Origin of the sequence: Microbacterium sp. ABRD28 (assembly GCF_003850245.1) — a bacterium.
Lineage (GTDB): Bacteria > Actinomycetota > Actinomycetes > Actinomycetales > Microbacteriaceae > Microbacterium.
Map to the genome: position 1 here is coordinate 1412783 of NZ_CP031015.1, position 25037 is coordinate 1437819.

The following is a 25037-nucleotide window of genomic DNA, read 5'->3' on the forward strand; positions in this document are numbered from 1 at the left end:
TGCGCGCCGACGGCACCCTCAGCACCGGCGCTTGCGCGCCGACGGCACCCTCAGCACCGGCGCTTGCGCGCCGACGGCACCCTCAGCACCGGCGCTTGCGCGCCGTTGCGGGCTTCTTCCAGTTCGGCGCCCTAGCCTTATCGGGTGACTGGGTCTTTCGCGAGCGCTGAATCCGACGCGCGCACCGCTCCGCATCACGACTCCCCGCTGCACGCGGCCTCCGAGCCGCTGGTCGGCGTGGTCATGGGGTCCGACTCCGACTGGCGGGTCATGAGCGACGCCTCCCAGGTGCTCACCGACTTCGGCATCCCGCACGAGGTCGAGGTCGTCTCGGCGCACCGCACGCCCGACAAGCTCATGGCGTACGGGCGCGGGGCGCGGGCCCGCGGCATCCGTGTGATCATCGCCGGCGCCGGCGGTGCCGCGCACCTGCCCGGCATGCTCGCCTCGGTCACCGCCCTGCCCGTGGTCGGCGTGCCGGTGCAGCTGGCGACCCTCGACGGGCTCGACTCGCTCCTGAGCATCGTCCAGATGCCCGCCGGCATCCCCGTCGCAACCGTGTCGATCAACGGGGCCAAGAACGCCGGGCTCCTCGCCATCCGCATCATCGGGACGGGCGACCCCCGCGTCGCCGAGCAGGTCGAGGCGTACGCCCGTGACCTCGAGGCGGCGGTGGAGGAGAAGAACCGCCGCCTGAAGGAGTCGCTGTGAGCGTGGCGAGCCCGCCGCGGACGACGACGCGCGGATCATCCGGTGCGCGCGGCCGCGTGCTCGAGGAGCGCCCGCTGCGCTTCCCCGACGCCGGCTCGACGGCGATGATGACCACGCGCGGCTGGTGGCTGGTGGGACTCAACTTCCTGCTCCCGGGCTCGGCGCAGATCGTCGCCGGCAATCGCCGCCTCGGCCGGGTCGGCATCGCCGCGACCCTGGTGTCGTGGGTCCTGGCCGTCGGCGCCGTGCTCACCTCCGCCTTCGCGCAGACCCTTTTCCTCACCCTCGCGACCAACTGGTTCGTGCTGCTGCTCGTCCAGGTGATCCTCATCGCGTATGCCGCCCTGTGGATCGTGCTGACGATCGACACGCTGCGGCTGGTCCGGCTGGTCCGCACCGGACGAGCCGCCCGCTTCGGCATCGCCGCGTTCGCCGTCGCCCTGCTCGTCGTCGCCAGCGGCACCGTCGGGTACGCCGCGCAGGTCACCGGTACGGCACGCGACACCCTCGGCGCGATCTTCGGTGCGAGTGGGCCCTCCGTCCCTCCGTCGGATGGGTACTACAACATCCTGCTCCTCGGTGCCGACAGCGGAGAGGGCCGCGATTCGATGCGGTTCGACAGCATTTCGGTCGTCTCGGTGAACGCCGACACCGGTGCGACGACCATCACCGGCATCCCGCGCGACATGCCCCACTTCCCCTTCGCACCCGGGCCGATGCAGGACCGCTATCCCGACGGCCACCAGGGATTCGCCGACCCCAGCTGCGGGTGGGGGAGCGGGATCAACCAGCTCCGCACCGAGGTGGAGGTCTGCCAGGACGGCAACACCATCTACCCCGATGCGGTGGCCAACGGCTCGGCTCCCGGCATCGAGGCGACGAAGGATGCCGCCGAAGGCATACTCGGGATCGAGATCCCGTACTACGTCTTCATCGACATGCACGGCTTCGCCTCGCTCGTGGACGCGCTCGGCGGTGTCGAGATCGAGGTCGCCGAACGCCTGCCCAAGGGCGGCGGGCCGGCCTACGACGGTCAGCCCGCCGAGGAATGGGCCATCGGATGGATCGATCCGGGCCTGCAGCGCATGGACGGCGACACCGCGCAGTGGTACGCCCGTTCGCGATACACCACGAGCGACTTCGACCGGATGCAGCGCCAGCGCATCCTGCAGCAGGCGATCCTCAACCAGTTCACTCCGCAGACGGTGTTGACCCGGTTCCAGGACATCGCCGCCGCCGGCGCCGACATCGTCGAGACCGACCTGCCGCAGTCGTTGCTGCCCTACCTGGCCGATCTGGCGCTGAAGGCGCAGGAGCAGCCGGTCACGACGATCGAGCTCATCCCCGAGTTCGGCATCGACGAGTACGACCCCGACTACGCCTACGTGCAAGAGCTCGTGCGCACCGCGCTTCATCCGCCCACCCCGACGCCGACGCCGGAGGGCTGATGACCGCCACGCTCCGAGTCATGCTCGACCAGGTCGCGGTGCCGACCGACAATGACCTCGCCGAGGCATCCCGCGAACTCGCCCGCGCACTCGTCGCCGGGGCTCCCTCGGGAACCGAGGTCGAAGCGATCGTGCCCGCGCAGACGGATGCCACGGCGCTGCGTGCCGCCGTTCCCGGGCTTGCGGGGGTACATCCCGCGGCGCTGCCGCGCCGCGAGCTGTCGGTGGCCGTGCAGCTGGGCGCACCCACGGGCATCGGTGCGGGCATGATCCACTCGCCGACGCTCATGGCGCCGCTCGTGCGCCACGACCGGGTGCACAATCACGACCAGACGGTCGTCACCGTCTGGGACAGCCGGGCGTGGGATGCGCCGGGCGAGCTGCCTCGCGGTGCGCTGTCGTTCCAGCGGGCGATGATCAAGCGCGCCGCGAAGCACGCCGACGCTGTCGTCGTGCCGACCCACGCCCTCGCACGAAGGATCGCGGGGGTTGTGAACCTGGGGGAGCGGATCCGTGTCATTCCCGGCGCGGCGCCGCTCGGCTTCGCCGTGCCGAACGACGAGGTCGGCCGGCGGCGAGAGCTCGACCTACCCGAGGGATTCGTGCTGCTCGCCGGTTCGGCGTCACGGAGTTCGGACGGGCTCGCGGTCGGGCTGGCCGCGGTGGCGCGATCGGGTGTGGACCTGCCCGTCGTCGTGATCGACGCGCCGGAGGGGGAGGAGCCGACGATCGCCGACCTCGCCGAGGCGGCCGGGCTCCCCGAACGACGCCTTCACGTGCGCGGAGCGTTGGAGACCTGGAACCGCGCTGCAGTCTTCGGTGCGGCGCTGGCGTTTCTCGCGCCGTCGCGGCGCGAGGCGTTCCCCTGGCGGGTGGTCGACGCGATGACGCTCGGCGTACCGATTCTCGCCGCGGCATCCGATTCCCATGCCGAGGTGGTCTCGGACGGCGGCCAGCTCGTCGACGAGACGGATGATGCCGTGCTGGGTGACGCGCTCGGGTCTGCGTTGGCGGAGGCGCTCGGGTCGGTGTCGGCCGCAGAGCGGCTGGGCGTGCTCGCGGCGGACCGCGGACGGGCGTTCTCCTGGGCGGAAGCGGCCGACAAGGTGTGGCACCTGCACGCCGACCTGTGAGATCAGGCGCGGAGGCGCCGGACGGCCTCCTTGCTGTCGCCGTCGAACGCGATCCTTCCCGATTGCAAGAGAATTCCGCGTTCGCACAAGTCGGACACCATGTTGAGATCGTGGCTCACGACGACGAGTGTTTTCCCGGCCGCGTGCAATTCTCGGATCCGCGCCAGGCACTTCTTCTGGAAGGGCTCGTCGCCCACCGACAGAATCTCGTCGATGAGGAGGATGTCCACCTCAGTGTGGATCGCGACGGAGAAGGCGAGGCGCAGGAACATCCCCGACGAATAGTGCTTGACCTCAGTGTCGATGAACTGCTCGATCTCGCTGAAGGCCACGATGTCGTCGAAGCGCTCCTCGGTCTCGCGCCTGCTCATACCGAGGATCGCCGCATTGAGGAAAATGTTCTCCCGACCGGACAGGTCCGGATGGAACCCTGCGCCGACCTCGATCAGTCCGGCCACCCGACCGCGTGTGAGGACCTTCCCGCTATCGGGACGGAGGACGCCTGAGATCATCTTCAGGGTCGTGGACTTACCGGACCCGTTGAAGCCCATGAGGGCGACCGACTCGCCTTCGCCGATCTCAAAGGTGATGCCGTCGAGCGCGCGGAACCGCGACGACAGCGGCTTGCGGCGCAGCGCGGCCACGAATGACTCCTTGATGGAGTGCGTGTGGCGCAGAGTGAAGTCCTTCCGGACATTCTCGACGACGATGCGGGGCCGCACGGCCACGAGATCAGAGGTCCTGGGCAAACCGACCCTCCAGACGACGGAACACCAGCTGGCCGGCGGTCAGCACCACCAGGGAGATCAGGAGGGCGATTCCCGCAAAGAGCCACAGGTTGGGAAGAGGTTGCGCCCCCGTCGGGCCGAGCGGGAACCACAAGCCGTAGTGGAACAGCTCGACCGTGGGCGTCAGCGGGTTGAGACGATACAGGGTGAAGACCGCCTCCGGCACGGCGTCGGCCACCATCTGCCACTGGTACATCACCGGCGACGCCCAGATGGACATCATCACAATGATCTCGACGAAGCTCTGCGCATCACGGAAGGTCACGTTGATCGCGCCGAATAGCAGGCCCAGACCGGTCGAGAGGATCGCGACGATCGCGAGGGCCAGGACGATCGCCGCAACCTGCCCCAGGGTCGGTGCCCAGCCGAAGAACAGTGAGATGGCGATGATCACGACGATCTGCGGAACGGTGTTCACGGCAGCCACGAACACACTCGCGATCGGGAAGACCTCGCGGGGCAGGTAGATCTTCTTGATCAAAGGAGCGTTGTCCACGAGCGAGCGCGTGCCGTTCGAGAAGGCCTCGTTGAAGAAGGTGACGATTGTGATGCCCGCAAGCAGGTAGATCGGGTAGTACTCGATGCTGCGGTTTAGCCCCAGGAAGACGCCCAGCGCAACGAAGAACACCACGAATTGCACGAGAGGCTTCACGTAGGACCAGGCCCAGCCGAAGATCGACCCGCGATAGCGTATGCCGACCTCCTTGCGGACGATCAGGGTGAGGAGGTACCGCCGACGGAAGACCTCGAGCAGGCCGCTCGATGCTCCAGGCTCAGACAGGCCGGCGGGAATGGTTTCGGATCGGCGCATACTTTTCTTCGGGATCAGTGCCAAACACCGATCTTAGCTGTTGCAGCCGACGGACCAGAACGGCTCCGCAGGTTACCGTGGATCCATGCGTGTCTTGGTAACCGGCGGTGCCGGGTATATCGGTAGCCATGTCGTCACACAGCTTCTCGCGCAGGATCACCAAGTTCACGTCATCGACGACCTCTCCAACTCGTCGATCGAAGGACTTCGGCGCGTCAGGACGATCACCGGCCAAGAAGTCGGTTTCACAAGGGCGGACCTTCGTGAGAAGGACACGCTCACGTCGATTCTGCGATCGTTTGGCCCTGACGCCGTGATCCATCTGGCCGGTCTAAAGTCCGTGTCGGAGTCAGTCGTGAGGCCTGCGCTCTATTACAACGTCAATCTCAATACCACCCTCGTGCTTCTCGCGGCCATGGGTGACGCGGGAATCGGGCGACTAGTATTCAGTTCGTCAGCAACGGTCTACGGTGTTCCTTCCGAACTGCCGCTTCGTGAGACGAGTGCAGTTGGCATGGGCATCACCAATCCGTATGGCCGGACCAAGTACATGAACGAATTGATCATCGCCGATCACGCGGCGGCGCATCCGGACTTCTCCGCCGTCCTGCTCCGATACTTCAATCCCATCGGAGCACACCCCTCGGGGTTGATTGGCGAGGATCCCGCACAAATCCCCAACAATCTCGCGCCGTACGTCACTCAGGTCGCGGTGGGGCGGCTGCCATACCTGCAGGTGTTCGGCGACGAATATGACACCCCTGATGGGACCGGTGTGAGAGATTATGTGCACGTCATGGATCTTGCAGACGGTCATGTAGCGGCGCTCTCACACAGTGATGCCGGAGTCACCGCTGTGAACCTCGGGACGGGGCGCGGAACGTCCGTCCTTGAACTGCTTCACGCCTTCAGCGCCGTCGTGGGACGTGAGATCCCGTACCGCATTGTGGACCCCAGGCCTGGTGACGTCGCAGCCGCCTGGGCGGACGTAGCCCGGGCTCGCGCTATCTGGGGATGGGAGGCGAGTAGGACGTTGTCCGAAGCATGCGTCGACGCATGGCGATGGCAAAGGCAGAACCCGAACGGGTTCTCGGCCCCGCCGGCCTAGTCGCGATCTCGCGGAGGTACGTCCTCATCTTGCCTCGCGGCATCCCCGGCGAGCACGACGTCGGCACGCTCCTCGACCAATGCCTCGTCCAGTGCGATGCGGCGACTCAGCAGCGTGATCCGGCGATTAACTGCGAGATTCCGTCTGTACTGAGTGATGACGAAGAGCAAGAAAACCAAGACGAACGCATAGAGGAGAAGGTCCGTTCCTCTACCCACGCCGACAAGAGAGGCGAGCCAGGTCAGCCACTCCGGAAACAATACCGACGCCACTGCGACGAGAGTGAAGAGCGCGAGGCCCAGGCGTCGTAGGGCAAGGTGACTGTCCCCACCGGGCTTTCGAATCACGAAGACCCCGCCCACGACCACGACCGCGATCAATATCGCCTGAATCCACATGTGCTACCTCACCACCAGGTCAACGAGGATATTGACGGCGTTGAGGACGCTCTGCCCCTTCGCCTTGGAGTAGTCCGTGTAGAGGAGCTGAACCGGGAATTCCTTCCACGGCAGTCCGCTTCGTCCTAGTTGAAGCACGATTTCTGTCGCGTGCGCCATCCGGTCCTGTTGCAAGTCGACCTTGCGAGCGGCGTCAACCCGCATGACCCGGAGACCGTTATGCGCGTCCGACAAGCGAAGTCCGGTCGTAAGGTTGCTCACGACGACGACGGTCTTCAGGATGATCTTCTTCACCAGACCGGGATCGGTCCGATCGTCCAAGAAGCGTGATCCGAAAACGATGGCCAGTCCCTCTCGGCGAGCTTCCTGTACCATCGCCACAGCGTCCTCCACGCGGTGCTGGCCATCTGCGTCGAAGGTAACGATGAATTCGACGTCATCGTGCGCGAGGGCGAAATCTATGCCGGTCTGCAGGGCCGCCCCCTGTCCGAGATTGACGGGGTGGCGCACCACCTGTGCTCCGGCCCGTTGAGCAGCCTCCGCCGAACCGTCAGACGACCCGTCATCGACGCAGACGACATGGACGAATCGCTCCAGAAGTCCTGTGACAACGTCCGCGATGACCGTCGCCTCGTTGTACAAAGGCACGACGATCCATGTGCGGTCGTCTCGCGGACTGATGGTCGTTCGCGACTGGGTCGTCTGCTGCCCGCGCGCATCGAAGTCGGCGTCGCTCATCGGATCACGTGGGTGAGCAGGGGCATGGGGGATCGTTTGGCTTTGAGCGCCTGCGGCAGTGTTGCTGCGGCGTTCATACGGGAGGTGACGTGAAGGCGAGCTGCGCGGGCAGCGCGCTTCCAGCCCATTCGCCTGAACCGTTTCGCCTCCTGCTGGAAGAAGCGTCTCTCCTCCGCGAACCGGCGGCCGTCGACCGCCCGCACAGAAGAATCAGAGCGCGAGTGGCGACGATAGTCGAACAGGGTATCCGGGAGGAGTGCGAGCCTGCCCCCATCGGCAACGATGTCGAGGAGCAGAGCGAGGTCTTGGGCGACGTCGAGGTCGGTACGAAATCCAACTCGCCTCACGGCGGCGGTACGCCACGCGACCGCCGGAAAGTAGGCCCAGTTACCGCGGAGAAGGCTCACGGCGAGCGGTTCGCCGGCGGCAACGGAGCCCCCCGGAGGTACCGAGGGTGAGAGCCACGCTTTCACCCGATCCGCCAGCGGCAGGATGCGACGGTCATACTCGTCGAGGATCTCCACTCGCGGCTGGATGATGTCCACTCCTTCTCGGGCCGCTCGTCCCACGGCGCTCAAGTACCCCGGCCGCATGACGTCGTCCGCGCCCATCATGACGAACCATTCAGCTTCCACAAGACCAAGTGCTTTGCGGTAATTGCCGTTAGCGCCAACATTGACGTCGTTCCGGAGGTAGGTCACCCGCGGGTCCGACAGCGATGCGAACCACCGCGCCGGCTCTGGGTCTGGATAGCCGTCGTCGAGGACGACGAGACGGAGGTCGGTGTGAGACTGCGAAAGAACGCTTTCCACCGCCTTCTTCATCAGTGCCACATCACCGTAGTACGGCAACATGACGTCGATCGCGCTCGACAAATCGCTTCCTTTCGTGGGCCTGGGGGGCACCCGGCTATTCTAGGTGCGCCCCGCCGAGTCTTTGGAAGGAGAGGGCTGTGACCGAAGCCCGATCTTCCGGGCCGCAGATCAGCGTCTGTGTAGCCACGTACAACGGCGCCGCTTTCGTTTCCGAGCAGCTCCTGTCTATCCTCGATCAACTTTCACCTTCGGACGAGGTAGTTGTCGTGGATGACGCCTCCTCGGACGACACGGTGGCGAGGATCGAGGCCCTCGTCGATCCTCGCATCCGAGTGATCGCCCTCGAGCGCAACGCCGGGTATGTTCGTGCATTCGAGCGCGCGATCAGCGAGGCTCGCGGTCACGTCGTCTTCCTCTCCGACCAGGACGACCGATGGCTCCCGAACCGGGTGCGGGACATGATGGAGGCGCTGACTGAAGCTGCCTTAGTGGTGTCGAACTTCTCGGTCTTCGGAGGAACGGCAACCTTCGTGCAGTCGCGACGCCTTCGCGCACAAGACAGTTCGCGGAATCTACGCAACCTGTTCTGGATTTGGATCGGCTTGCGCCCCTATTACGGGTGCTGCATGGCGTTCCGTGCGGAACTCACCCCCCGCTTGCTCCCTTTTCCGGCGTTTCTTTCGGAGACACACGATCAGTGGATCGGGATGGTAGGGAATGCATCCCGCAGCGTCATTCATCTCGAACGAGACACCATAGCCAGACGCGTGCACGCCGGCAACGCTTCGGCGCGGGGTAACAGACCGCTGCGGACCATACTCGCTGCCCGGGTCATGATGGCGCGTGCCATGGTCGAGGCGATTCGCCGAGGCGGCCGCCGCACCCCAACCTCGGGGTGATCAGCGACTGGCCGGACGATCACCCGGGCCCCGCAGACGGAACACCGTCCCCGCCAACCACCCGGCCACGTACTCCACCGCGCTCCGCGGAGATACAGTGCCAGCGCGCACGGACCGGAAGATATGGCTGGTCGTGGCGCTGAGCCGGCGGTCCCGCCCGTATAAAGCCTCCAGGCGGAGATAATCCTGCGGCGCGGGTTGTGGCAGTCGCTCGCCCAGGGCGGCGGCCATGGTCGAGCGCCACCCGACGCCGACGTTGTAAGTCGCGCGCGCCAGGCGTCGCGGCGTGATCCCGTCTTCATACCGACGGGCGGTGCGAGTGAGCGTCGCCCACGATCGCGTCGGACGGAAACGCTCGGTATCACTCTCCCCAATGACGTTCGCTTTGTGCTGGACGTAGTCCTGCACAACGTCGTTGACAACGCTGGCCCCGCCCAGAAAGTGAGCACAGACGGCGAGCCAATGATCATGCACCTCGGCGGGCGTCCGCAATGACGGGAAAGGAAGAGCTAACCCAAGCACTTCTCCGCGAAACACGGAGAGGGAGCCGGTGAACTGATTGTCGAGGAAATAGGACGTGACGCCGACGTTCTTCCGGTTGGTCGATACAGAGAGGATCTCGCCCGCGGGGTACGACACCACGCGGGCCTGCCCGCTCACCAGAGCGCTCTGGCGGAGGTGCGGCAGGAGCTTCTCAAGTTTGTCCGGGTACCACGCGTCGTCCTGATCACTCAGGGCGATCCATCTCGCGTCATGCGGGACCGTGGCGAGGCCGCGCTCGAAGTTTCGATAGAACCCAACTCGATTCTCAAATCCAATGACCTCGAAGCGGGGGTCGTTCCCCACCGCCTGCCGAGTGGCGCCAAGCACGGAGTCGGCTTCGCCGTCGGCGACGATCAAGCAATGGAACGCAGAAACGGTTTGCGCCTGGATACTGCGCAGCTGGCGCCGGAAGAGTTCTGGATCTGGCCGGTAGGCCGCCAGGACGACATACCCCTCACCGCCCGCCCAGTCAGTCTCGAAGATAGTCACGAAGGGAATCCCTCCACGGGCGCGGCGTAAAACCCGTCGACTCGATCTTGGTCAGATCGAGAACGCTCCTCGGAGGGCGCGGCGCCACCGGGCCGCTCGCGCCACGGAAATATGTCAGCGTGTCAACGTCCTGCACGTCCTTTCGGCTCCGGCCGCAGGCAGCGTAGACGTCGCGCGCTATATCTGCCCATGACACCGCGTCGCCCGCACCGGTGACGTTGTAGATGCCAGGCTTCGCCTGGGAATCGAGCAAATGCGCAATCGCCCGGGCCAGGTCGTCCGTAAAGGTGAGACGACCGATTTGGTCGGAGACGACGCGAGGTTGCACGCCGCGCGCTGCAAGCGACTGCATCGTCCGAACGAAATTAGAGCCCTCGCCGATTACCCACGAGGTGCGCAAGACGTAGTGCCGATCGACAGTGGAGACAATCGCATCTGCGGCGGCCTTCGTCTGGCCGTAAACACCGAGTGGGCTCACCGGGTCGTTCTCTGTGTATGGCCGTGCTTTGGCGCCGTCGAAGACATAGTCGCTTGAGATATGCACCAGAGTGAGGCCGTTCTCGCGAGCGAGTCTGGAGAGGACTGTGGTGCCTGCGACGTTGACCGCCCATGCCGTTCGGCGCCCTTCGTCCGTCTCTGCGCGGTCCACGGCGGTGTAAGCTGCCGCGTTCACGACGGCGCCGTAGTCGCGCCAGTGTCGCCGCGCCGTGCTCGCCGGATCGGTGAGATCGAACTCGGCACGACCGGCGAATTCCACCTCGGGCATCCCCTCGTAGAGCTTTCGCAGCGCGCGTCCCACCTGACCGTCAGCTCCGACGACAAGGATCTTCCGCGGCGTGACGTGGCTCGCATGGATAAGGGGAGGATGCGATCGGTCCTTCTCCGAAAGTTCCGCTCGATCCAGCGGGATGGGCCAGGGAATGGAAAGTTGAGGATCCGCCAGGTTCACAAAGGCGTATTCGCCGTCAGGCGACCAGTGATCGTTGACGAGATAGGTGTACGCCGTGTCCGGCATAAGGGTCTGGAAGGCGTTCCCGACGCCGCGAGGGACAAAGACGGCGCGAGAGGGATCGACCTCTGCCGTGAACACTCGGCCGAAAGTCGGCCCGCGCCTCAGGTCCACCCAGGCCCCGAAGATCCGTCCGCTCGCGACCGAGACCCACTTGTCCCAGGGTTCAGCGTGTATCCCGCGAGTGGTTCCAACGGCGCGGTTGAGAGAGATGTTGTTCTGTACCGGCCCGAAATCGGGCAACCCGGCAGCGGCCATCTTCTCCCGTTGCCAGTTCTCCTTGAACCAGCCGCGATTGTCACCGTGTACCGGGAGCTCGAAGAGCATCAGACCGGGGATCGAAGTCGACATCCCCGTCAGGGATTTTCCGAACTGTAAAGAGTCCGTCACGTCACTGACCCCTGGCCTGGTAGAACTCCTCAGTAGCCCGCTTGGCGGGACGCCACCATTGCGCATTTTCTCGATACCAGCGGATGGTGGCGGTCAGCCCGGCCGGGAAGTCGGAGTACACCGGTTCCCATCCGAGTTCGCGTCGCAGCTTGGTCGAATCGATGGCGTAACGGAGGTCATGCCCCGCTCGATCGACCACATGGTCGTATGCCTGCGGATCTTCCCCCATCAACTCGAGGATCAACTCGACAACTTCCTTGTTGCTGCGCTCTCCGTCCGCTCCTACGAGATACGTCTCCCCGATCTCGCCGCGCTCGAGGATCAGCAATACAGCCGCAGAGTGATCGTCCGCGTGTATCCAGTCGCGCACATTGGCGCCGGCTCCGTAGAGCTTGGGCCGCGTCCCTTCCAGGACGTTGGTGATCTGGCGTGGAATGAACTTTTCTACGTGTTGGAACGGACCATAGTTATTCGAGCAGTTGGAAAGCGTCGCGCGTACTCCAAACGAACGTACCCAGGCTCTCACGAGGAGGTCACTTGCCGCCTTCGTCGACGAATACGGCGAAGAGGGATTGTACGGTGTCGTCTCGGTGAAACGCTCCGGATCGTCGAGTTCGAGATCGCCGTAGACCTCGTCGGTGGAGATGTGATGGAAACGTCGGTCGTGCCGTCGAACCGCCTCCAGGAGAGTGAAGGTTCCCACCACGTTGGTGTCGAGGAAGGGCCGTGGTTCGGCGAGAGAATTGTCGTTATGAGATTCAGCAGCGAAGTGAACGACGGAGTCCGCGAGGCTAACGAGTTCATCGACGAGTCTGGCGTCGGAGATATCCCCACGAACAAAAGTCATCCGGTCTTCCGGGACGCCTTCGAGTGACGCGCGGTTGCCCGCGTAGGTCAGGGCATCGAGAACGGTCACGTGGTGATCCGTCCGTCGTACGACGTGATGGACGAAATTGGAGCCGATGAATCCAGCCCCTCCGGTGACCAATAACCGACTCATCGAGAACCACGCTCCAGCAAGCCCAGCAGGTAGGACCCGTATCCCGACTTTCTCAGCTCGTGCCCCCGTTTCTCAAGCTGCTCGTCCGTCAAGAACCCCTGTCGCCATGCCACTTCCTCCGGCACGCCGATCCGAAGGCCCGTGCGACGCTCCATGGTCCTCACGTACTCGGCAGCGTCCGTCATTTGGTCGAACGTCCCGGTGTCGAGCCAAGCTGTCCCGCGGGGCAGAACCTGCACCTGGAGCTTGCCCTGCGAAAGGTATGCCATGTTCACGTCGGTGATCTCGTACTCGCCCCTAGGGGATGGGCTGAGGCTCCGAGCGATTTCCACCACATCGTTGTCGTAGAAGTACAGCCCAGGAACGGCGTAGTTGCTCTTCGGTCGTGCGGGCTTCTCCTCCAAGGACACAGCTCGACCGTCAGCGTCGAAGTCCACAACACCGTACGCGGATGGCTCCGCCACCCAGTACGCGAAAACCGCCCCGCCGTCCACGTCGGTGTGGTTCTTGAGTTGTGTTCCCAGACCTGGCCCGTAAAGAAGGTTGTCCCCGAGGACGAGCGCCACTTTCTCGTTCCCGATGAAGTCAGCGCCGATGGTGAAAGCCTGGGCGAGACCATCAGGCGACGGCTGTTGCGCGAAGCTGAGCGCGACTCCGAACTGCTCGCCGTCGCCCAGAAGACGCTGGAAGGCTGCGGCGTCGTGTGGAGTGGTGATGACCAACAGTTCACGGATACCCGCGAGCATGAGGGTGGACAGAGGGTAGTAGACCATCGGCTTGTCGTAAACGGGGACGAGCTGCTTCGAGACTCCGAGCGTGATCGGATGCAAGCGCGTTCCTGAACCGCCCGCGAGGATGATGCCCTTCACCCGACAATCGTGCCACAACCGGATCACTGCGACCGTCTTCGCCACGGCGAGCACAATTTTCACACTGGTATAAGTGCGAACCATACGTCACAATGTTCACGTGCATCACGAGGAACACGCCAAGCCCCCGCTGACACGGATTGCTGCTTGGATCGCTGCCGCGGCAATCTTGCTGGGCACATTGGCTACGCTGCCCGAAGCAACGGCGTCAGCCGCCCCTCAGTCAGCCGTGGCAGGAGTGGGATCTTCCTCAAGCGCTCCTTCGGTTGCGCGGCCAGCAGCCGACCTTTCGCTCTTCCGGCCGGGGAACATCGTTGCCGACGCCGTCTTCTTCGACGCGGGGTCCATGACCGAGAGCCAGATCTCATCATTTCTCCGAGCCCGCGTGCCCACGTGCCAGGCGGGCTATGTGTGCCTGAAGGACTTCACGCAGACCACGACGAGCCGGCCGAGCGATGCGTACTGCGGGGCATACCAGGGTGCAGTCAACGAGCCCGCCGCCCGCATCATCGCTAAGGTCGCGCAAGCCTGCGGTATCAATCCGCAGGTGCTCCTTGTCACTCTTCAGAAGGAACAGGGGTTGGTGACACACACATGGCCGTCGGAGTGGCGCTACACCATCGCCATGGGGCAAGGATGCCCGGATACCGCCGCCTGTGACACTCGCTATTACGGCTTCCAGAACCAGGTGTATGGGGCAGCCCGACAGTTCCAGGTCTATGGCAAGAGCTCCTACTTCACCTGGTATGCCCCCGGAAAGACGTGGGACGTCTTGTACAACCCGAATCGCTCCTGCGGTTCTTCCCGCGTGTACATCGAGAATCAGGCGACTGCGAACCTGTACTACTACACGCCGTATCAGCCAAATGGGGCCGCGCTACGCGCCGGCTACGGCACAGGCGACGGTTGCTCGAGCTACGGCAATCGCAATTTCTTCAACTACTTCACGGACTGGTTCGGCAGCACCCAGATTGGGCGCGCGTCGATCGTCAAAGCTCCCGACAGGGCGGCGATGTACCTCGTCACACGGGGAACGAAGCACCTCATTCCCAACGAGCAGGAGTTGAGCATCTTCTTGGGCCCGCTCGGCGGCTATGCAACTGTCGCCCAGCAATACGTCGACGCTTTGCCGACCGGACGCCCGGCCACGCGTTACGTCAGGGATACGCGTGATGGCGCGGTGATGATCCTAGATGCGGCCGGCACGAAGCATTGGGTGCAGAGCTTTGATACCGCCCGACGATATGGATACGCCCCTGACGGATTCCTCGAGCTCGATCCGGTCCAGCTTGACCGCTACCGGGCGGGAGCTCCCGTCGGAGACCTTTTCCGCGCCGACTCTTCGCCTGATTACTTCAAGTGGGAGGCTGGGCAACGTCGCTACGTGGTGAACGATCTCGCGTTCGTGCAGGCTGCGTCCGCCACCTCCGCGCACGTCGTAGCCATCCCTAGTGCGAACGTGACCTCCATACCGCTCGGGCGACCTCTCCTGGCTTCGGGAAGCTTGGTAAAGGAAGCTGGCTCAGCGGAGGTCTACGTGGTTGGGGCTTCCGACGAGATCATGCATATCCCGTCGTTCGCATTGGCGGCGGAAGCCGGGGCAACTGGTTATCGCGTGGTACCGGACGGAACCCTCGCGAGCTACCGCAAGGCTGACGCTTCGCTCGCCCTGCTCGTTCAATGTCCGACCGCGACGTACATGACCGCGGGTGGGGCCTTGGTCAAGGTCGATGGACTGCCCGTGGCCATGACCGCTGCGCCAATGCCCGAGGGTATTTGTTCGGCTCTGCCGAAGTCTGCCACTACCGTGTCCGCTCCAATTTTCGTGAAAACCCCGGCCTCCCCTCCGATCTATGTTTTGGACCAGGGTCGCTTCCGACATGTACGCGACCAGCAGCGGCTGCAGGAGCTCAACGGCTCTCGACCCCTTCAGGTGCTCGAATTGTCCACGTCGACTTTGCAGAGCGTTGGTGTGGGGGCACCCCTCCTTTCCGATCGGGCTCTCGTTCGATTCGGCGGACCCGACATCTACGTAGTCGAAAGAGGGGAGCTCCGTTACGTGCCTGACTCAGCCACCTTGTTCAGCATCGCCGGTACCACTTCGCCTGCTATCGAGGACTTGCCGCGCGAGTTTGAATCCGCCTACATCAAGGGGGCGCCCCTTCCGGCCGCAACTCAGTGACGGCCGGAAGGGTCGACTACGCTCACCTGTGTGCCGAACCTGCTGCGTCGTCTGCTCGGGTTCTCGACGCTGCCGTTCCTCGGTGCGGTCCTCCCGTTGGTCGCTCTGCCGATCGTCGCTCGAATCGGGGGCGTTGACGGCTGGAGCGCGCTGAACGTCGGCCAGGCCGTAGGCGCCTATGCCGCGGCGGTCGGCTTTGTGGGGTGGAATGTCCTGGGGACGGCGATGGTCGCTGTAGAGCGGGATGCCGACGAGCGCCGACATCTCTACGCGAGGTCGTTTTACTCCCGGGCCTTCGTAGTGTCGGTCCTCACGGTGCCCACAGCGCTTGTGAGCGCCCTCCTCGCACCCGACGGCACCCGTGCTGTCGCTGTCTTGTTCGCCACTGCGGGAGCCCTCGGCGGTTTGGGCATCAGCTGGTACGGGGTCGGGATCTCCTCGATCTCGACGATCGTGCTCTACGACTTGATTCCTCGCGCCATCGCCACCGCTGTTGCGATCGCTCTCGTCCTGTGGACAGGAGAGATTCTGTGGTACGGCGCAGCGCTGCTCGTTGCTGCGTGTGCTAGTCCACTCGCCTTCCACATGTCTAGCTTCGGAAGGCTCTTCCCTCAATGGGTTGGCGCCCAAACTGTCCGTGAAGACATTTTCGCCTTTCGGTCCGCATGGGGCGTGGAGGTCGTAGGCAATCTTTACGCCAATGCGCCCGTTCCCGTATCGGCTGCCACTGCAGGAGCGAGAGACGTCGCCACCTTCTCCTCCGCGGACCGGCTGTACCGATACGGGCTCATGGCGATCGTCGCTGCAGGCAACGCGTTACAGGGCTGGGTATTGGAGGTGGCTCCTTCTCTCCGAGCAAGGAGGCATCTCGCCGCATTCCTTCTGATGGGAGGGGTCGGCGCGGTGGGGGTGGTTGTTCTCGGTGTGCTCGGACAGCCGTTGACGGCACTGCTTTTCGGAAGCGAGCTGATCGCGGAGTCTGCGACACTCTGGTGGTTGGCGGCAGCCTATTTCGCCGTGGCATCGTCGACCCCGATCATCAGGAACGTTCTCATGCCGGCACGACAGGAGCGCGCCGTCCTTCTCATCACCGTCGTGAGCGCCATCGCGGGCCTAGGAGCGATGATCCTCTGTGGCACCCTGTTCGGTGTGGCTGGCGTGGCCGCCGGATTGGCCGTGGGCGAGAGTCTGACTCTGATACTCTGCGCCTTCGTCGCCGTACGCTCGCGCGCGCTGACTCCTCGGATGGTTCATCCGTGAGATGTTTCCGCACCCCGAGATCGACAGGGGAATTATCACGATGAATCTCGCCCCGAGCGCACACGGCACCGGAGCTGCTGTTCACTTCTGTCTGCTGGAGCCCTCCAGAACCGCCATCGGCGGGTACAAGATCGTGTACGAGTATGCCAATGCTCTCGTCAAGCTCGGGGTGCCAGTGTCCGTTTGGCATTCTGGGGCCTTCGCGTCGCAGTCTTCACGGGGGCTGAGGCGCCTGCGTCGGCGGGTGGGAGCGATCGTTGGTTGGTGGCTTTTGGGAGGTCGACGTCGCTGGCGCCGCGATCAGGTCCCCTGGTTCGAGGTTTCTCCCCAAGTCGCGACCCACGCATCCCCTTTGCTCCCGGCAATGCGCGTTCGGCCTGGGGACGCCGTGATCGCAACGGCGGTCGAGACAACCCCGTTCGTCGCCAGGTACGCAGAAGACCGTAAAGCAAAATCGCTCGCCCTCATCCAGCATTTCGAGACCTGGGCCGCGACCGAGGAGTTCATCTTCTCGGCGTGGCGATCGGTCGACGAGCGCATCGTTATCGCCCCGTGGCTAGAGGAGAAGTGCCGGATGGCGGGTGTTTCCAGCCACCTCCTGCCGAATGCGCTGGACCCCACAGCGTTTCCTCCGGGTCCGCCGCTGAAAGACCGACGCCACCTGGTTCTGTCGCTGCTCTCCCCTCACGACTACAAGCGGCCGGACGTCGTCGTCGCCGCCTTAGAGGCATTAGCGCAACTCAGGCCGGGAACCGAGGTAGTGGCATTCGGACAGGCAACCGAATCCCCTGTCGCGAGTGACGTGGTTCGATACGTGCCTGACCCGTCGCCGTCCGAGCTGCGGTCCCTTTACCAGACAGCGCAGGTATACCTGTGCGGCAGCGATGCCGAGGGGTGGCACTTACCGCCTGCCGAGGCAACATTGAGCGGAGCCGCGGTCGTATCGACAGACATAGGTGGAGTCCGTGCATCGATGGCCGATGATGCGCTGTACGCGCCACCGGGAGATGTCGATGGTCTTGCGCATCAGGTGCTACGAGTGATGAGCGACCTGGACGCCGCACAACGGAGAGTCGACCGCGCGCGGGACCGCCTGTTGAGCGTCACCGTGGAAAATAATGCACGCGCCCTTCTGAATGTCGCTGGCCTTCGCCCGACTGACCTTCCCACGGAGAGCTAGCCGTCACCGTTACCCATCGCAGCCGGTCACTTCGTAGAGAGAGACTGATCCGACGGCGGTTTCCAGCTTGACAGCGGCGGACGAACGGAGGCGCTCCAGCCCCGGATACGGGTGAGCTCCGCCATGCACCTCCTGGTCGCCGAAGTCCAGCACATGAGTTACCCCTTCTCTGGACAACGCATCGCACACGGGTGACCCAGGAACCGCTGTGCGCAATTCATTGTTGATTAGCTCGATGTCAGGGTTCGACTCGGCGATCGTGTGGGCGAGCAAGACGCGTCGGTCCGCAAGCGCATAGGCCAGAGCGGTGCCCGTCCACGGGTTGCCTGCTATGACTCCGTCTGGCGGAACGTAGCGGTCGACCTCTTGGAGTAGCTCCTGCTCGTCATCCGTCAACAGCGGCGCACCAGGCCCCGCGGCATAGGAGCGGCCAGCGTTGACGGTGGACGAGCCAGACGCGTAAACCTGCGCAACGAGGAGAGCACCCAGTACGATCGCCGCTGCCGCTTTTCGTGGGAACGCGGCGTCCCGAAGGGACCTCTTGTTCAGCAAGTGCCATAGCGTAGCCGCACCGCTTGCAGCTACCGGCACGATCAAAGTGGGCATGATAGCGGCAAGGCGCGGGGCATTGTTGTACCAACTGGCCACGAGAAGGTCCCTGAGTGTCCACCAGTCGAACGAGCTCACCGCGAGGTAGAGAAGCGTTCCCGCGGCCGCGGCCGCCAGTATCCAGATATCGCCGGCGGTGTGCCTCCTCGCGGCGGTCACGACACCAATGACCAGGGTCAGCGAGAGCAGAGCAGGGATAGCCGCCCCGTAGTAAGAGGCCGTGGCGGCTTCACCGAGCGCTTGAGCAAGCGTTTCCGTGGGCGGCCACAAACGGGATCCTGGCGGCGGCTTGAGCAATTTCCAGCTTGCGGCGGCGACGACCGCGAACAGGACAAGCCATACGGTCGCGCGGATCACGCGTAGCCGAGGGGGCCGTGTAACGAGCAACGCAACGTAGCTCGTGATTGCCCCCACGCCGACAAACACGAGCCACGCTACGAAGGCGCTCGGATGGGCGAGGACGAGGGCAGGCAGCGAGCCGAGTGTGGCGAGGGCGCAAAGCCAACGTGGTTGCTCCGTCGACCCGACTCCGATGACAGGGAGCGCTGAAGCTACAGCGGCGGGGAGGAACGCGAGAGCCAGATGATACGGATAAAGAACCCCGTAGTCGATCATCAATACCGGGTACGCGGGCGACGCCGCGCTGAGCACGCCGGCGGCAACGGTCAGGACGCCGCTTGGCCGGAAGACGGTACGCGTGAGAAGCAGAACACCGGCTGGCCAGGCGAAGGCCGAGATCGTGAGGGCGAAGGCGTTCGCCGCTAAGGCGATCGGCGCGCCTGTAGTTTCCGCGATGAGGCTCACGGACGCATGCCAAAGGGCGGGATAGAACGCAGCCGCGCCAGACGCACTCGTCATGCCCCCGACGTGGAGGGGGGATGCGTTCGCCGTATCTCCGATGTATTGAACAGCGTTCAGGTGGAAGACGTTGTCGAACGTCTGCGAGATCGCCTGCGGGTCGCCGAATATGACTGCCAGCTGCACGGAGATGATCGAAGCGGCGATCCCCAAAGACAACAAGACAGAGCGGTCGCGGGGACCGCCCCGGGGCCGAACCTCCGATGCGGCCGACGCCGGAATAGGGCGGGGGCGAACAAAGGCCCGGATGACCGAGCACGCAATGGCCAGGATGATGAAGGACACGGCAAACGGCGCTGCCCACCACTGCAGCGGACCCTGGACCCCTGAGATGACGCCGGCGACTGCGATCACCGTCCCGCCGAATGGCCATGCGAGAGCCCAGAGCTGAAGCCCACGCAGCCCGAGGATAAGACCGAGCAGGGACCCAGGCACAGCGACGACCGCCACACTTGCCGCGCACACAGCCGCCAGTACCCACCACGACATCACCGACGACCTCCTCTATGTTTCGCCGATGGCAGGCGCTAGCAGCCCCCACGAGGCAATATCACCTTATCCAGCAGAGTGGGGAGCATCCTGAGCCCCGCCGGGCGCGATGAGCGGCCCAAGTACACTGTTACGGGCGCGGACGCGCCGGAAAGGCCTCACTCTCCATGGATCTCCTCATCGTCGGCTCAGGCTTCTTCGGCTTGACAATCGCCGAGCGCGCCGCAGCCGCTGGCCGCAGAGTCACCGTTATCGACCGGCGCGACCATATCGGCGGCAATGCCTACAGCGAGTTCGAGGGTTCGACGGGAATCGAGGTGCATCGATATGGAGCCCACCTCTTCCATACGTCCAATCCGGCGGTGTGGGAGTACGTGAATCGCTTCACGGCCTTCACCAACTACGTCCATCGTGTGTACACGAATCACAAGGGTGAGGTCTTCCCTCTTCCGATCAATCTCGGAACCATCAACCAGTTCTTCCGAGCAGCCTATGGACCCGCAGAAGCACGAGAGCTCATCGGTCGCCAGGCAGAAGAGTTCGATGCCAAGGACGCGGCCAATCTCGAAGAGAGAGCGATCGCTTTAATCGGTCGGCCCCTTTACGAGGCGTTCATCAGGGACTACACGGCGAAGCAGTGGCAGACGGATCCTCGGAGCCTCCCTGCCGAGGTGATCAGCAGGCTGCCCGTCCGATACGGATACGACAACCGGTACTTCAACGACACCTGGGAAGGACTCCCGGTCGATGGCTACACCGCGTGGCTCGAGCGCATGGCCGACCACCCGAAAATTGACGTGAAGTTGAACGTGGACTTCTTCGACGAAGCCCAGCCGCTGAACAAGCGGGCCACGGTGGGTCAGCTCCCGATCGTGTACACCGGTCCCGTCGACCGCTACTTCGACTACCAGGAAGGGTCGCTGTCCTGGCGGACACTTGATTTCGAGGAAGAGGTGCTCGAAGTCGGAGACTTCCAAGGCACGAGCGTCATGAATTATGCCGATGCTGATGTGCCCTACACCCGCATACACGAGTTCAAGCACTTCCACCCTGAGCGATCACAGCGTTATCCCGCTGACCGAACAGTCATCATGCGGGAGTACTCACGCTTCGCCGCGGAAGGTGATGAGCCGTATTACCCCGTGAACACGCCCGATGACCGCGCTGGTTTGCTTGCTTACCGCCGTCTGACGGAGGGGGAGCCCGACGTGCACTTCGGCGGTCGCTTGGGCACGTATCAGTACCTGGACATGCACATGGCGATTGGATCAGCGCTGTCGATGTGGAACAACCACCTAGCGTGAAAGGCAGGCCCTTCTCGATGAAGGCAGTGATGGAACGGGTGGTCGTGAACCGCACGGTGTTCCCTGTGGAGGGAGTCGCGGAGGTCTCCGCTCTCTATGTCGACACAGGCACCTCAGACGGGTCGCAGCCCGGAGAAGCGTACGAGATCCTAGATCGCCGCTCCATTCGAATCTACGCACACAAGCGTGTGTCCTTGAGCACGTATTTCAACGCTTTCCCGGCGAGCTATTGGCAGCGCTGGACCGGCGTGCGCCAGATCACGCTCGTGGTGGAGCTCAAAGGCAAGGGCCTCTTGTCCGTCTACAAGTCAACGGCCCGGGGACGAGCGACGGCGGTTGCCTCGAAGCAATTCGAGAATGACACGGTGGAATTTGACCTTCCGCTGCGGTCGTTCGTCGACGGGGGCTACTACTGGTTCGACATCGCTTGCGGTCAGGCTGACGCGACTCTCGTCTCCGCAGAGTGGCAGGTCGCCGCAACGGATGACTGGACGCCGGGTCGCGCAACAGTCGGCATCACGACCTTCAACCGCCCGACGTACTGCTTGAATCAGATCATCGCCGTTGGTGAGAACCCGGATGTGCACGACGTCATCGACCGGCTGGTCGTCGTCGACCAGGGCACGGACCTGGTGGAGGCTCAGCCGGGTTTCGGCGCCGCGGCGGCCCGGCTCGGGGATCGACTGGATCTTCTCCGTCAGCCAAACCTCGGTGGTTCGGGGGGCTTCTCTCGAGCGATGTTGGAATCTCTCGATGGCGCCTCGCGCTATGTTCTCCTTCTCGACGACGATGCCATCTCCGAGCCGGAGGCGATCGCCCGCGCCGTTCGGTTCGCCGACTTCGCGTCCGCACCAACGATTGTTGGGGGAGGGATGCTCCACCTGGATGACCGTTCAGTGCTCTACACCCAGGGTGAGGTGTGGGACTCGCGGAAATCTTGGATGTTGCCCTCCGGGGGGAGCGAGTACGACCACGATTTCGCCGAGGATCCTCTTCGGTCGACGTCCGAACTGCACCGTCGCCTCCACGCCGACTTCAACGGTTGGTGGATGTGTCTCATCCCTACGGAGGTGCTCCGTGAAATCGGGCTGTCGCTACCGGTGTTCCTGAAGTTCGACGACATCGAGTTCTCCTTACGTGCGCTCGAACGCGGCTATCCCACCGTCTGCATGCCTGGAGTGGCGGTCTGGCACATGGCATGGCACGACAAAGACCCCACGCGCACCTGGGAGGAGTACTTCATCCATCGGAACAGAATCCTGACGGGCCTCCTACGCTCGCATGTCGCAGACGGCGGCTACCTTCCTCTGCACTCCTTCCTGGGTGATGTGAAGCTCCTCTTCATGCTTCAGTACTCGACGGTTCGGTTGCGGCACCAGGCTCTTCAGGATGTGTTCGCCGGTCCGAGTGCACTGCCTCAGTCACTCGCTTCCAAGCAAGCCGAGGCGCGTTCATTGCGGGAGTCCTACTCGGACGCCCGAGTCGTTGAGGACCTTTCCACTCTTCCCCCCGTCCGGCGGTCATCGCGTGTCTTCTTCGGCGCAGTGCGTCGACCCACCAACCCCCTGGCCGCCCTTGCACTCGCCGTCCGTGTCGCAATTCGCCAACTTCTGCTGAAAGAAGCGGTGGGAAGCAGGGAGAACCCGGAGCGGATCATTCCCGCGCCGGACATCACATGGTGGCGCTTCGCAGACATCGACTCGGCGCTCGTGACCTCTCCCGACGGTGTCGGCGTCGCCTGGTACCAGCGTGACCGCGCCACGATGCGTCGCTTCCTGGTTCGAAGCCTGAGGCTGAACCTGCGTCTGCGTCGTCAGTGGAAGACGCTGCAGGATTCGTATCGTGCGGCGGTGCCGGACCTCACCTCTGCGGAAGCGTGGGCGAAGATCCTTCAGGTGGGTAACTCGAGCTGAGTCGCATGGCAGCACACCTGATCACCGATTCTCCTCTAACGACCACGGAGCCTCAGCGTCTGACCCCGGCTGGCCTCGCCCCGTCCGTGCGGCGCGCCGACATCGATGGACTCCGCGTCCTCGCGATCTCTCTCGTCGTTGTCTACCACGTGTGGATCGGCCGCGTCTCCGGCGGCGTCGACGTCTTCCTTCTGGTCTCCGCCTTCCTCCTGACGGATGCGTTCCTGCGCCGTGCGGAAAGGGGCGCCCCCGCCGCGATCTTGTCGACCATCGTCCGGCGGTTCGCGCGCCTGCTTCCGGCGGCGTCGACCGTCATCTTGGCCGTACTGGGGTGGATGGCACTTGCGTGGGCACCGTCCACCTGGCCACCCATGTGGTCGCAAGCGTGGGCCTCGCTGTTCTACGTGCAGAACTGGGAGCTCGCGTTCTCGTCGGCGGACTACTACTCCCGCGACGTCGACACGCTCAGCCCTCTTCAGCACTTCTGGTCGCTCTCTATCCAAGGACAGGTCTTCGTCCTCTGGCCCCTTCTTCTGGTCAGCGCGATCGCGGTCGGGCGCCGCTTGGGCGCATCCGCCCGTCGAAGCGTGGGTGTGGTGTTCGGGGTCGTGTTCATCGCGTCGCTTGCATACTCGGTCGTGCTGACCACGGAGAATCAGCAGTTCGCGTACTTCGACACCGGCGCGCGGCTGTGGGAGTTCGCGTTGGGCAGTCTCGCCGCGGCCGCCGCGCCAGCCCTGCGCCCGCCCCGAGCGGTGGTGCATGCGATCGCTTGGCTCGGCCTGGTCGGTCTGCTCGTGTGCGGTGTGGTGCTGAACGTCGGCACAGAGTTCCCGGGCTACGCCGCATTGTGGCCGACGCTGTGCGCGGTCGCCCTGCTCCTGGCGGGCGGGAGTGCCACGACGGCCGCTCCGACGGCTTTCCTCTCCTCGCGCCCGCTCCAGCTCCTGGCGCCGCTGTCCTACGGGCTGTACCTGGTGCATTGGCCGATTCTGGTCGCCGCTCTCATCGTGCTCGACACTTCGCACCTGGGCTTCCTGGAGGGCGCGGCCGTCATCGGGCTATCCCTTCTAGCCGCGCTGCTCGTGCATGTCATCGTCGAGCGGCCCCTACTGTCGCGGACAGATCGGCTCCGCTGGTCGTCTGGGGTCGTGGTGGCAACGTTGGCGATCGTGACCGTCCCACTCGCCGGTTGGCAGGGATACGAGCGGTGGCGAGCGGCCAACATCGAGCCGGTCGAGAATCCCGGTGCAGCGGTCCTGATGCCGTGGCTCACCATCAAGACCTCCGCTGACGCGGATCTCATCCCATATGGCTCAGCTCTCGACGAGGAATGGGTCCATCTTGATGAACCTTGTTCCGGCGAGTTCCGCCCAACTCAGGCCGCCGCTCGGGAAACTTGTACCCAGACCCTCGCCGACTCCGCCGACGCGCCGACGGTCCTCGTCCTGGGGGATTCGCATGCGGAACAGTGGATGGGTGCCATTCTTCCCGTTGCGGAGGAACGGGATTGGAACATGGTGGCCATCCTCAAAGGCGGATGTTCTCTGTCGGTGCGTGAGACGCGGCCCTCCAGCACCTCGTGTCTGACGTGGCAGGAGGCGGCTATCCGCTACGCCGAGCGGCTTGAGCCGGACCTCGTGGTCATGATGGGTACGAAAGCCGAACCCGAGGGATCGGGGGAGCGGGTGCCCCGGGGCCTCGACGACGTGATCGATCGCGTCTCCGCGGAACGGACACAGGTGTTGCTTGTCCGAGACAATCCGCGCTTCGAGGTCGATATGTTCGGGTGCATCGAAGAACACGGGCCGGAGAGCGGGCTGTGCAAACGAGAACGCTCCGACGTACTTGCGAAGTGGAACCCTGCTGAACGGCTCGAGTCAGACCGTGTTCACATCCTTGATCTGACGGAGTACCTCTGCCCCAACGGCATCTGCGAGCCGGTGATCGGCAACGTCGCGGTCTACATGGACGACAACCACCTGAGCTGGGCATATGCCCGAACTCTGGCTCCGGCGGTGGAGGCCGCGGTGGAGGAGCTTCCAGGATGGTGAGTCGCCGTTCGCGCACGGTACAGCGGCCTAGACTCTCTC

21 protein-coding genes are annotated in these 25037 nt (G+C 64.1%); 11 read left to right on the forward strand and 10 right to left on the reverse strand.

Features of this window, described 5'->3' with window-relative positions; translation table 11 throughout:
• Nucleotides 1-243 precede the first annotated feature (243 nt).
• Genes purE through DT073_RS06870 form a run of 3 tightly spaced genes read left to right on the forward strand, consistent with a single transcriptional unit; the run spans nucleotide 244 to nucleotide 3292 of the window.
• The gene (purE, locus tag DT073_RS06860; RefSeq protein ID WP_124294396.1) at nucleotides 244-711 is read left to right on the forward strand and encodes a 5-(carboxyamino)imidazole ribonucleotide mutase; all 468 of its coding nucleotides are present in this window, start codon (nucleotides 244-246) and stop codon (nucleotides 709-711) included.
• Complete coding sequence (locus DT073_RS06865) at nucleotides 708-2159, forward strand: LCP family protein (protein WP_124292714.1); 1452 nt, start codon at nucleotides 708-710, stop codon at nucleotides 2157-2159. The genes purE and DT073_RS06865 overlap by 4 nt, the downstream gene beginning before the upstream one ends.
• On the forward strand, nucleotides 2159-3292 hold the full coding sequence (locus tag DT073_RS06870) for a glycosyltransferase (RefSeq protein ID WP_124292715.1): 1134 nt from the start codon (nucleotides 2159-2161) through the stop codon (nucleotides 3290-3292). The genes DT073_RS06865 and DT073_RS06870 overlap by 1 nt, the downstream gene beginning before the upstream one ends.
• Nucleotides 3293-3294: 2 nt before the next feature.
• Here the strand turns inward: DT073_RS06870 and DT073_RS06875 are convergent, their stop codons facing one another.
• Both DT073_RS06875 and DT073_RS06880 read right to left on the reverse strand, forming a co-directional pair.
• Nucleotides 3295-4041, reverse strand: a complete 747-nt coding sequence (locus tag DT073_RS06875) for an ABC transporter ATP-binding protein (RefSeq protein ID WP_124292716.1) — start codon at nucleotides 4039-4041, stop codon at nucleotides 3295-3297.
• The gene (locus DT073_RS06880) at nucleotides 4025-4891 is read right to left on the reverse strand and encodes an ABC transporter permease (protein ID WP_124294397.1); all 867 of its coding nucleotides are present in this window, start codon (nucleotides 4889-4891) and stop codon (nucleotides 4025-4027) included. Before DT073_RS06880 ends, DT073_RS06875 begins: the two co-directional genes overlap by 17 nt.
• An 85-nt stretch (nucleotides 4892-4976) precedes the next feature.
• On the opposite strand from DT073_RS06880, the gene galE reads away from it, so the two are divergent.
• Nucleotides 4977-5999 carry a UDP-glucose 4-epimerase GalE gene (gene galE / locus DT073_RS06885; protein WP_124292717.1) on the forward strand — a complete coding sequence of 341 codons (1023 nt, stop codon included), beginning with the start codon at nucleotides 4977-4979 and terminating at the stop codon, nucleotides 5997-5999.
• On the opposite strand, the gene DT073_RS06890 is transcribed toward galE, so the two are convergent.
• The 3 genes from DT073_RS06890 to DT073_RS06900 are packed head-to-tail and all read right to left on the reverse strand — an operon-like array spanning nucleotide 5996 to nucleotide 8040.
• Complete coding sequence (locus tag DT073_RS06890) at nucleotides 5996-6397, reverse strand: DUF2304 domain-containing protein (protein ID WP_124292718.1); 402 nt, start codon at nucleotides 6395-6397, stop codon at nucleotides 5996-5998. The two genes, galE and DT073_RS06890, sit on opposite strands and share 4 nt — an antisense overlap.
• Nucleotides 6398-6400: 3 nt before the next feature.
• Nucleotides 6401-7135, reverse strand: a complete 735-nt coding sequence (locus DT073_RS06895; RefSeq protein ID WP_124292719.1) for a glycosyltransferase family 2 protein — start codon at nucleotides 7133-7135, stop codon at nucleotides 6401-6403.
• Nucleotides 7132-8040, reverse strand: coding sequence for a glycosyltransferase family 2 protein (locus tag DT073_RS06900; RefSeq protein WP_240638799.1), 909 nt, complete (start codon nucleotides 8038-8040; stop codon nucleotides 7132-7134). The genes DT073_RS06895 and DT073_RS06900 overlap by 4 nt, the downstream gene beginning before the upstream one ends.
• 47 nt (nucleotides 8041-8087) lie before the next feature.
• Here DT073_RS06900 and DT073_RS06905 point away from each other — a divergent pair, with 47 nt between their 5' ends.
• Nucleotides 8088-8849, forward strand: coding sequence for a glycosyltransferase (locus DT073_RS06905; RefSeq protein ID WP_124292720.1), 762 nt, complete (start codon nucleotides 8088-8090; stop codon nucleotides 8847-8849).
• Here DT073_RS06905 and DT073_RS06910 read toward each other — a convergent pair whose 3' ends face one another.
• The 4 genes from DT073_RS06910 to rfbA are packed head-to-tail and all read right to left on the reverse strand — an operon-like array spanning nucleotide 8850 to nucleotide 13149.
• A complete protein-coding gene (locus tag DT073_RS06910) occupies nucleotides 8850-9881 on the reverse strand; it encodes a glycosyltransferase (RefSeq protein WP_164478162.1) in 1032 nt (343 codons plus the stop codon).
• The gene (rfbD, locus tag DT073_RS06915; RefSeq protein WP_240638800.1) at nucleotides 9862-11241 is read right to left on the reverse strand and encodes a dTDP-4-dehydrorhamnose reductase; all 1380 of its coding nucleotides are present in this window, start codon (nucleotides 11239-11241) and stop codon (nucleotides 9862-9864) included. The genes DT073_RS06910 and rfbD overlap by 20 nt, the downstream gene beginning before the upstream one ends.
• Nucleotides 11242-11281: 40 nt before the next feature.
• On the reverse strand, nucleotides 11282-12280 hold the full coding sequence (gene rfbB, locus DT073_RS06920) for a dTDP-glucose 4,6-dehydratase (protein WP_124292723.1): 999 nt from the start codon (nucleotides 12278-12280) through the stop codon (nucleotides 11282-11284).
• Nucleotides 12277-13149, reverse strand: coding sequence for a glucose-1-phosphate thymidylyltransferase RfbA (gene rfbA, locus DT073_RS06925; RefSeq protein WP_124292724.1), 873 nt, complete (start codon nucleotides 13147-13149; stop codon nucleotides 12277-12279). The genes rfbB and rfbA overlap by 4 nt, the downstream gene beginning before the upstream one ends.
• Before the next feature lie 100 nt (nucleotides 13150-13249).
• On the opposite strand from rfbA, the gene DT073_RS06930 reads away from it, so the two are divergent.
• The 3 genes from DT073_RS06930 to DT073_RS06940 all read left to right on the forward strand — a co-directional run bounded on the left by DT073_RS06930 (nucleotide 13250) and on the right by DT073_RS06940 (nucleotide 17771).
• On the forward strand, nucleotides 13250-15331 hold the full coding sequence (locus DT073_RS06930) for a hypothetical protein (RefSeq protein WP_124292725.1): 2082 nt from the start codon (nucleotides 13250-13252) through the stop codon (nucleotides 15329-15331).
• Between the two features lie 30 nt (nucleotides 15332-15361).
• Nucleotides 15362-16591, forward strand: a complete 1230-nt coding sequence (locus tag DT073_RS06935; protein WP_124292726.1) for a polysaccharide biosynthesis protein — start codon at nucleotides 15362-15364, stop codon at nucleotides 16589-16591.
• Nucleotides 16592-16979: 388 nt separating this feature from the next.
• Complete coding sequence (locus DT073_RS06940; RefSeq protein WP_164478163.1) at nucleotides 16980-17771, forward strand: glycosyltransferase family 4 protein; 792 nt, start codon at nucleotides 16980-16982, stop codon at nucleotides 17769-17771.
• Between the two features lie 9 nt (nucleotides 17772-17780).
• Here the strand turns inward: DT073_RS06940 and DT073_RS06945 are convergent, their stop codons facing one another.
• Nucleotides 17781-19727: a DUF6541 family protein gene (locus DT073_RS06945; protein ID WP_353681955.1), complete on the reverse strand. Its 1947-nt coding sequence runs from the start codon at nucleotides 19725-19727 to the stop codon at nucleotides 17781-17783.
• 167 nt (nucleotides 19728-19894) lie between these two features.
• On the opposite strand from DT073_RS06945, the gene glf reads away from it, so the two are divergent.
• From glf to DT073_RS06960, 3 genes are read left to right on the forward strand one after another with little or no spacing between them, the layout of a single operon-like run.
• Nucleotides 19895-21031 carry a UDP-galactopyranose mutase gene (glf, locus tag DT073_RS06950; RefSeq protein ID WP_124292729.1) on the forward strand — a complete coding sequence of 379 codons (1137 nt, stop codon included), beginning with the start codon at nucleotides 19895-19897 and terminating at the stop codon, nucleotides 21029-21031.
• A gap of 29 nt (nucleotides 21032-21060) precedes the next feature.
• On the forward strand, nucleotides 21061-22944 hold the full coding sequence (locus tag DT073_RS06955) for a glycosyltransferase (RefSeq protein WP_164478164.1): 1884 nt from the start codon (nucleotides 21061-21063) through the stop codon (nucleotides 22942-22944).
• Nucleotides 22945-22949: 5 nt separating this feature from the next.
• The gene (locus tag DT073_RS06960; protein WP_124292731.1) at nucleotides 22950-24998 is read left to right on the forward strand and encodes an acyltransferase family protein; all 2049 of its coding nucleotides are present in this window, start codon (nucleotides 22950-22952) and stop codon (nucleotides 24996-24998) included.
• Nucleotides 24999-25037: the final 39 nt, after the last annotated feature.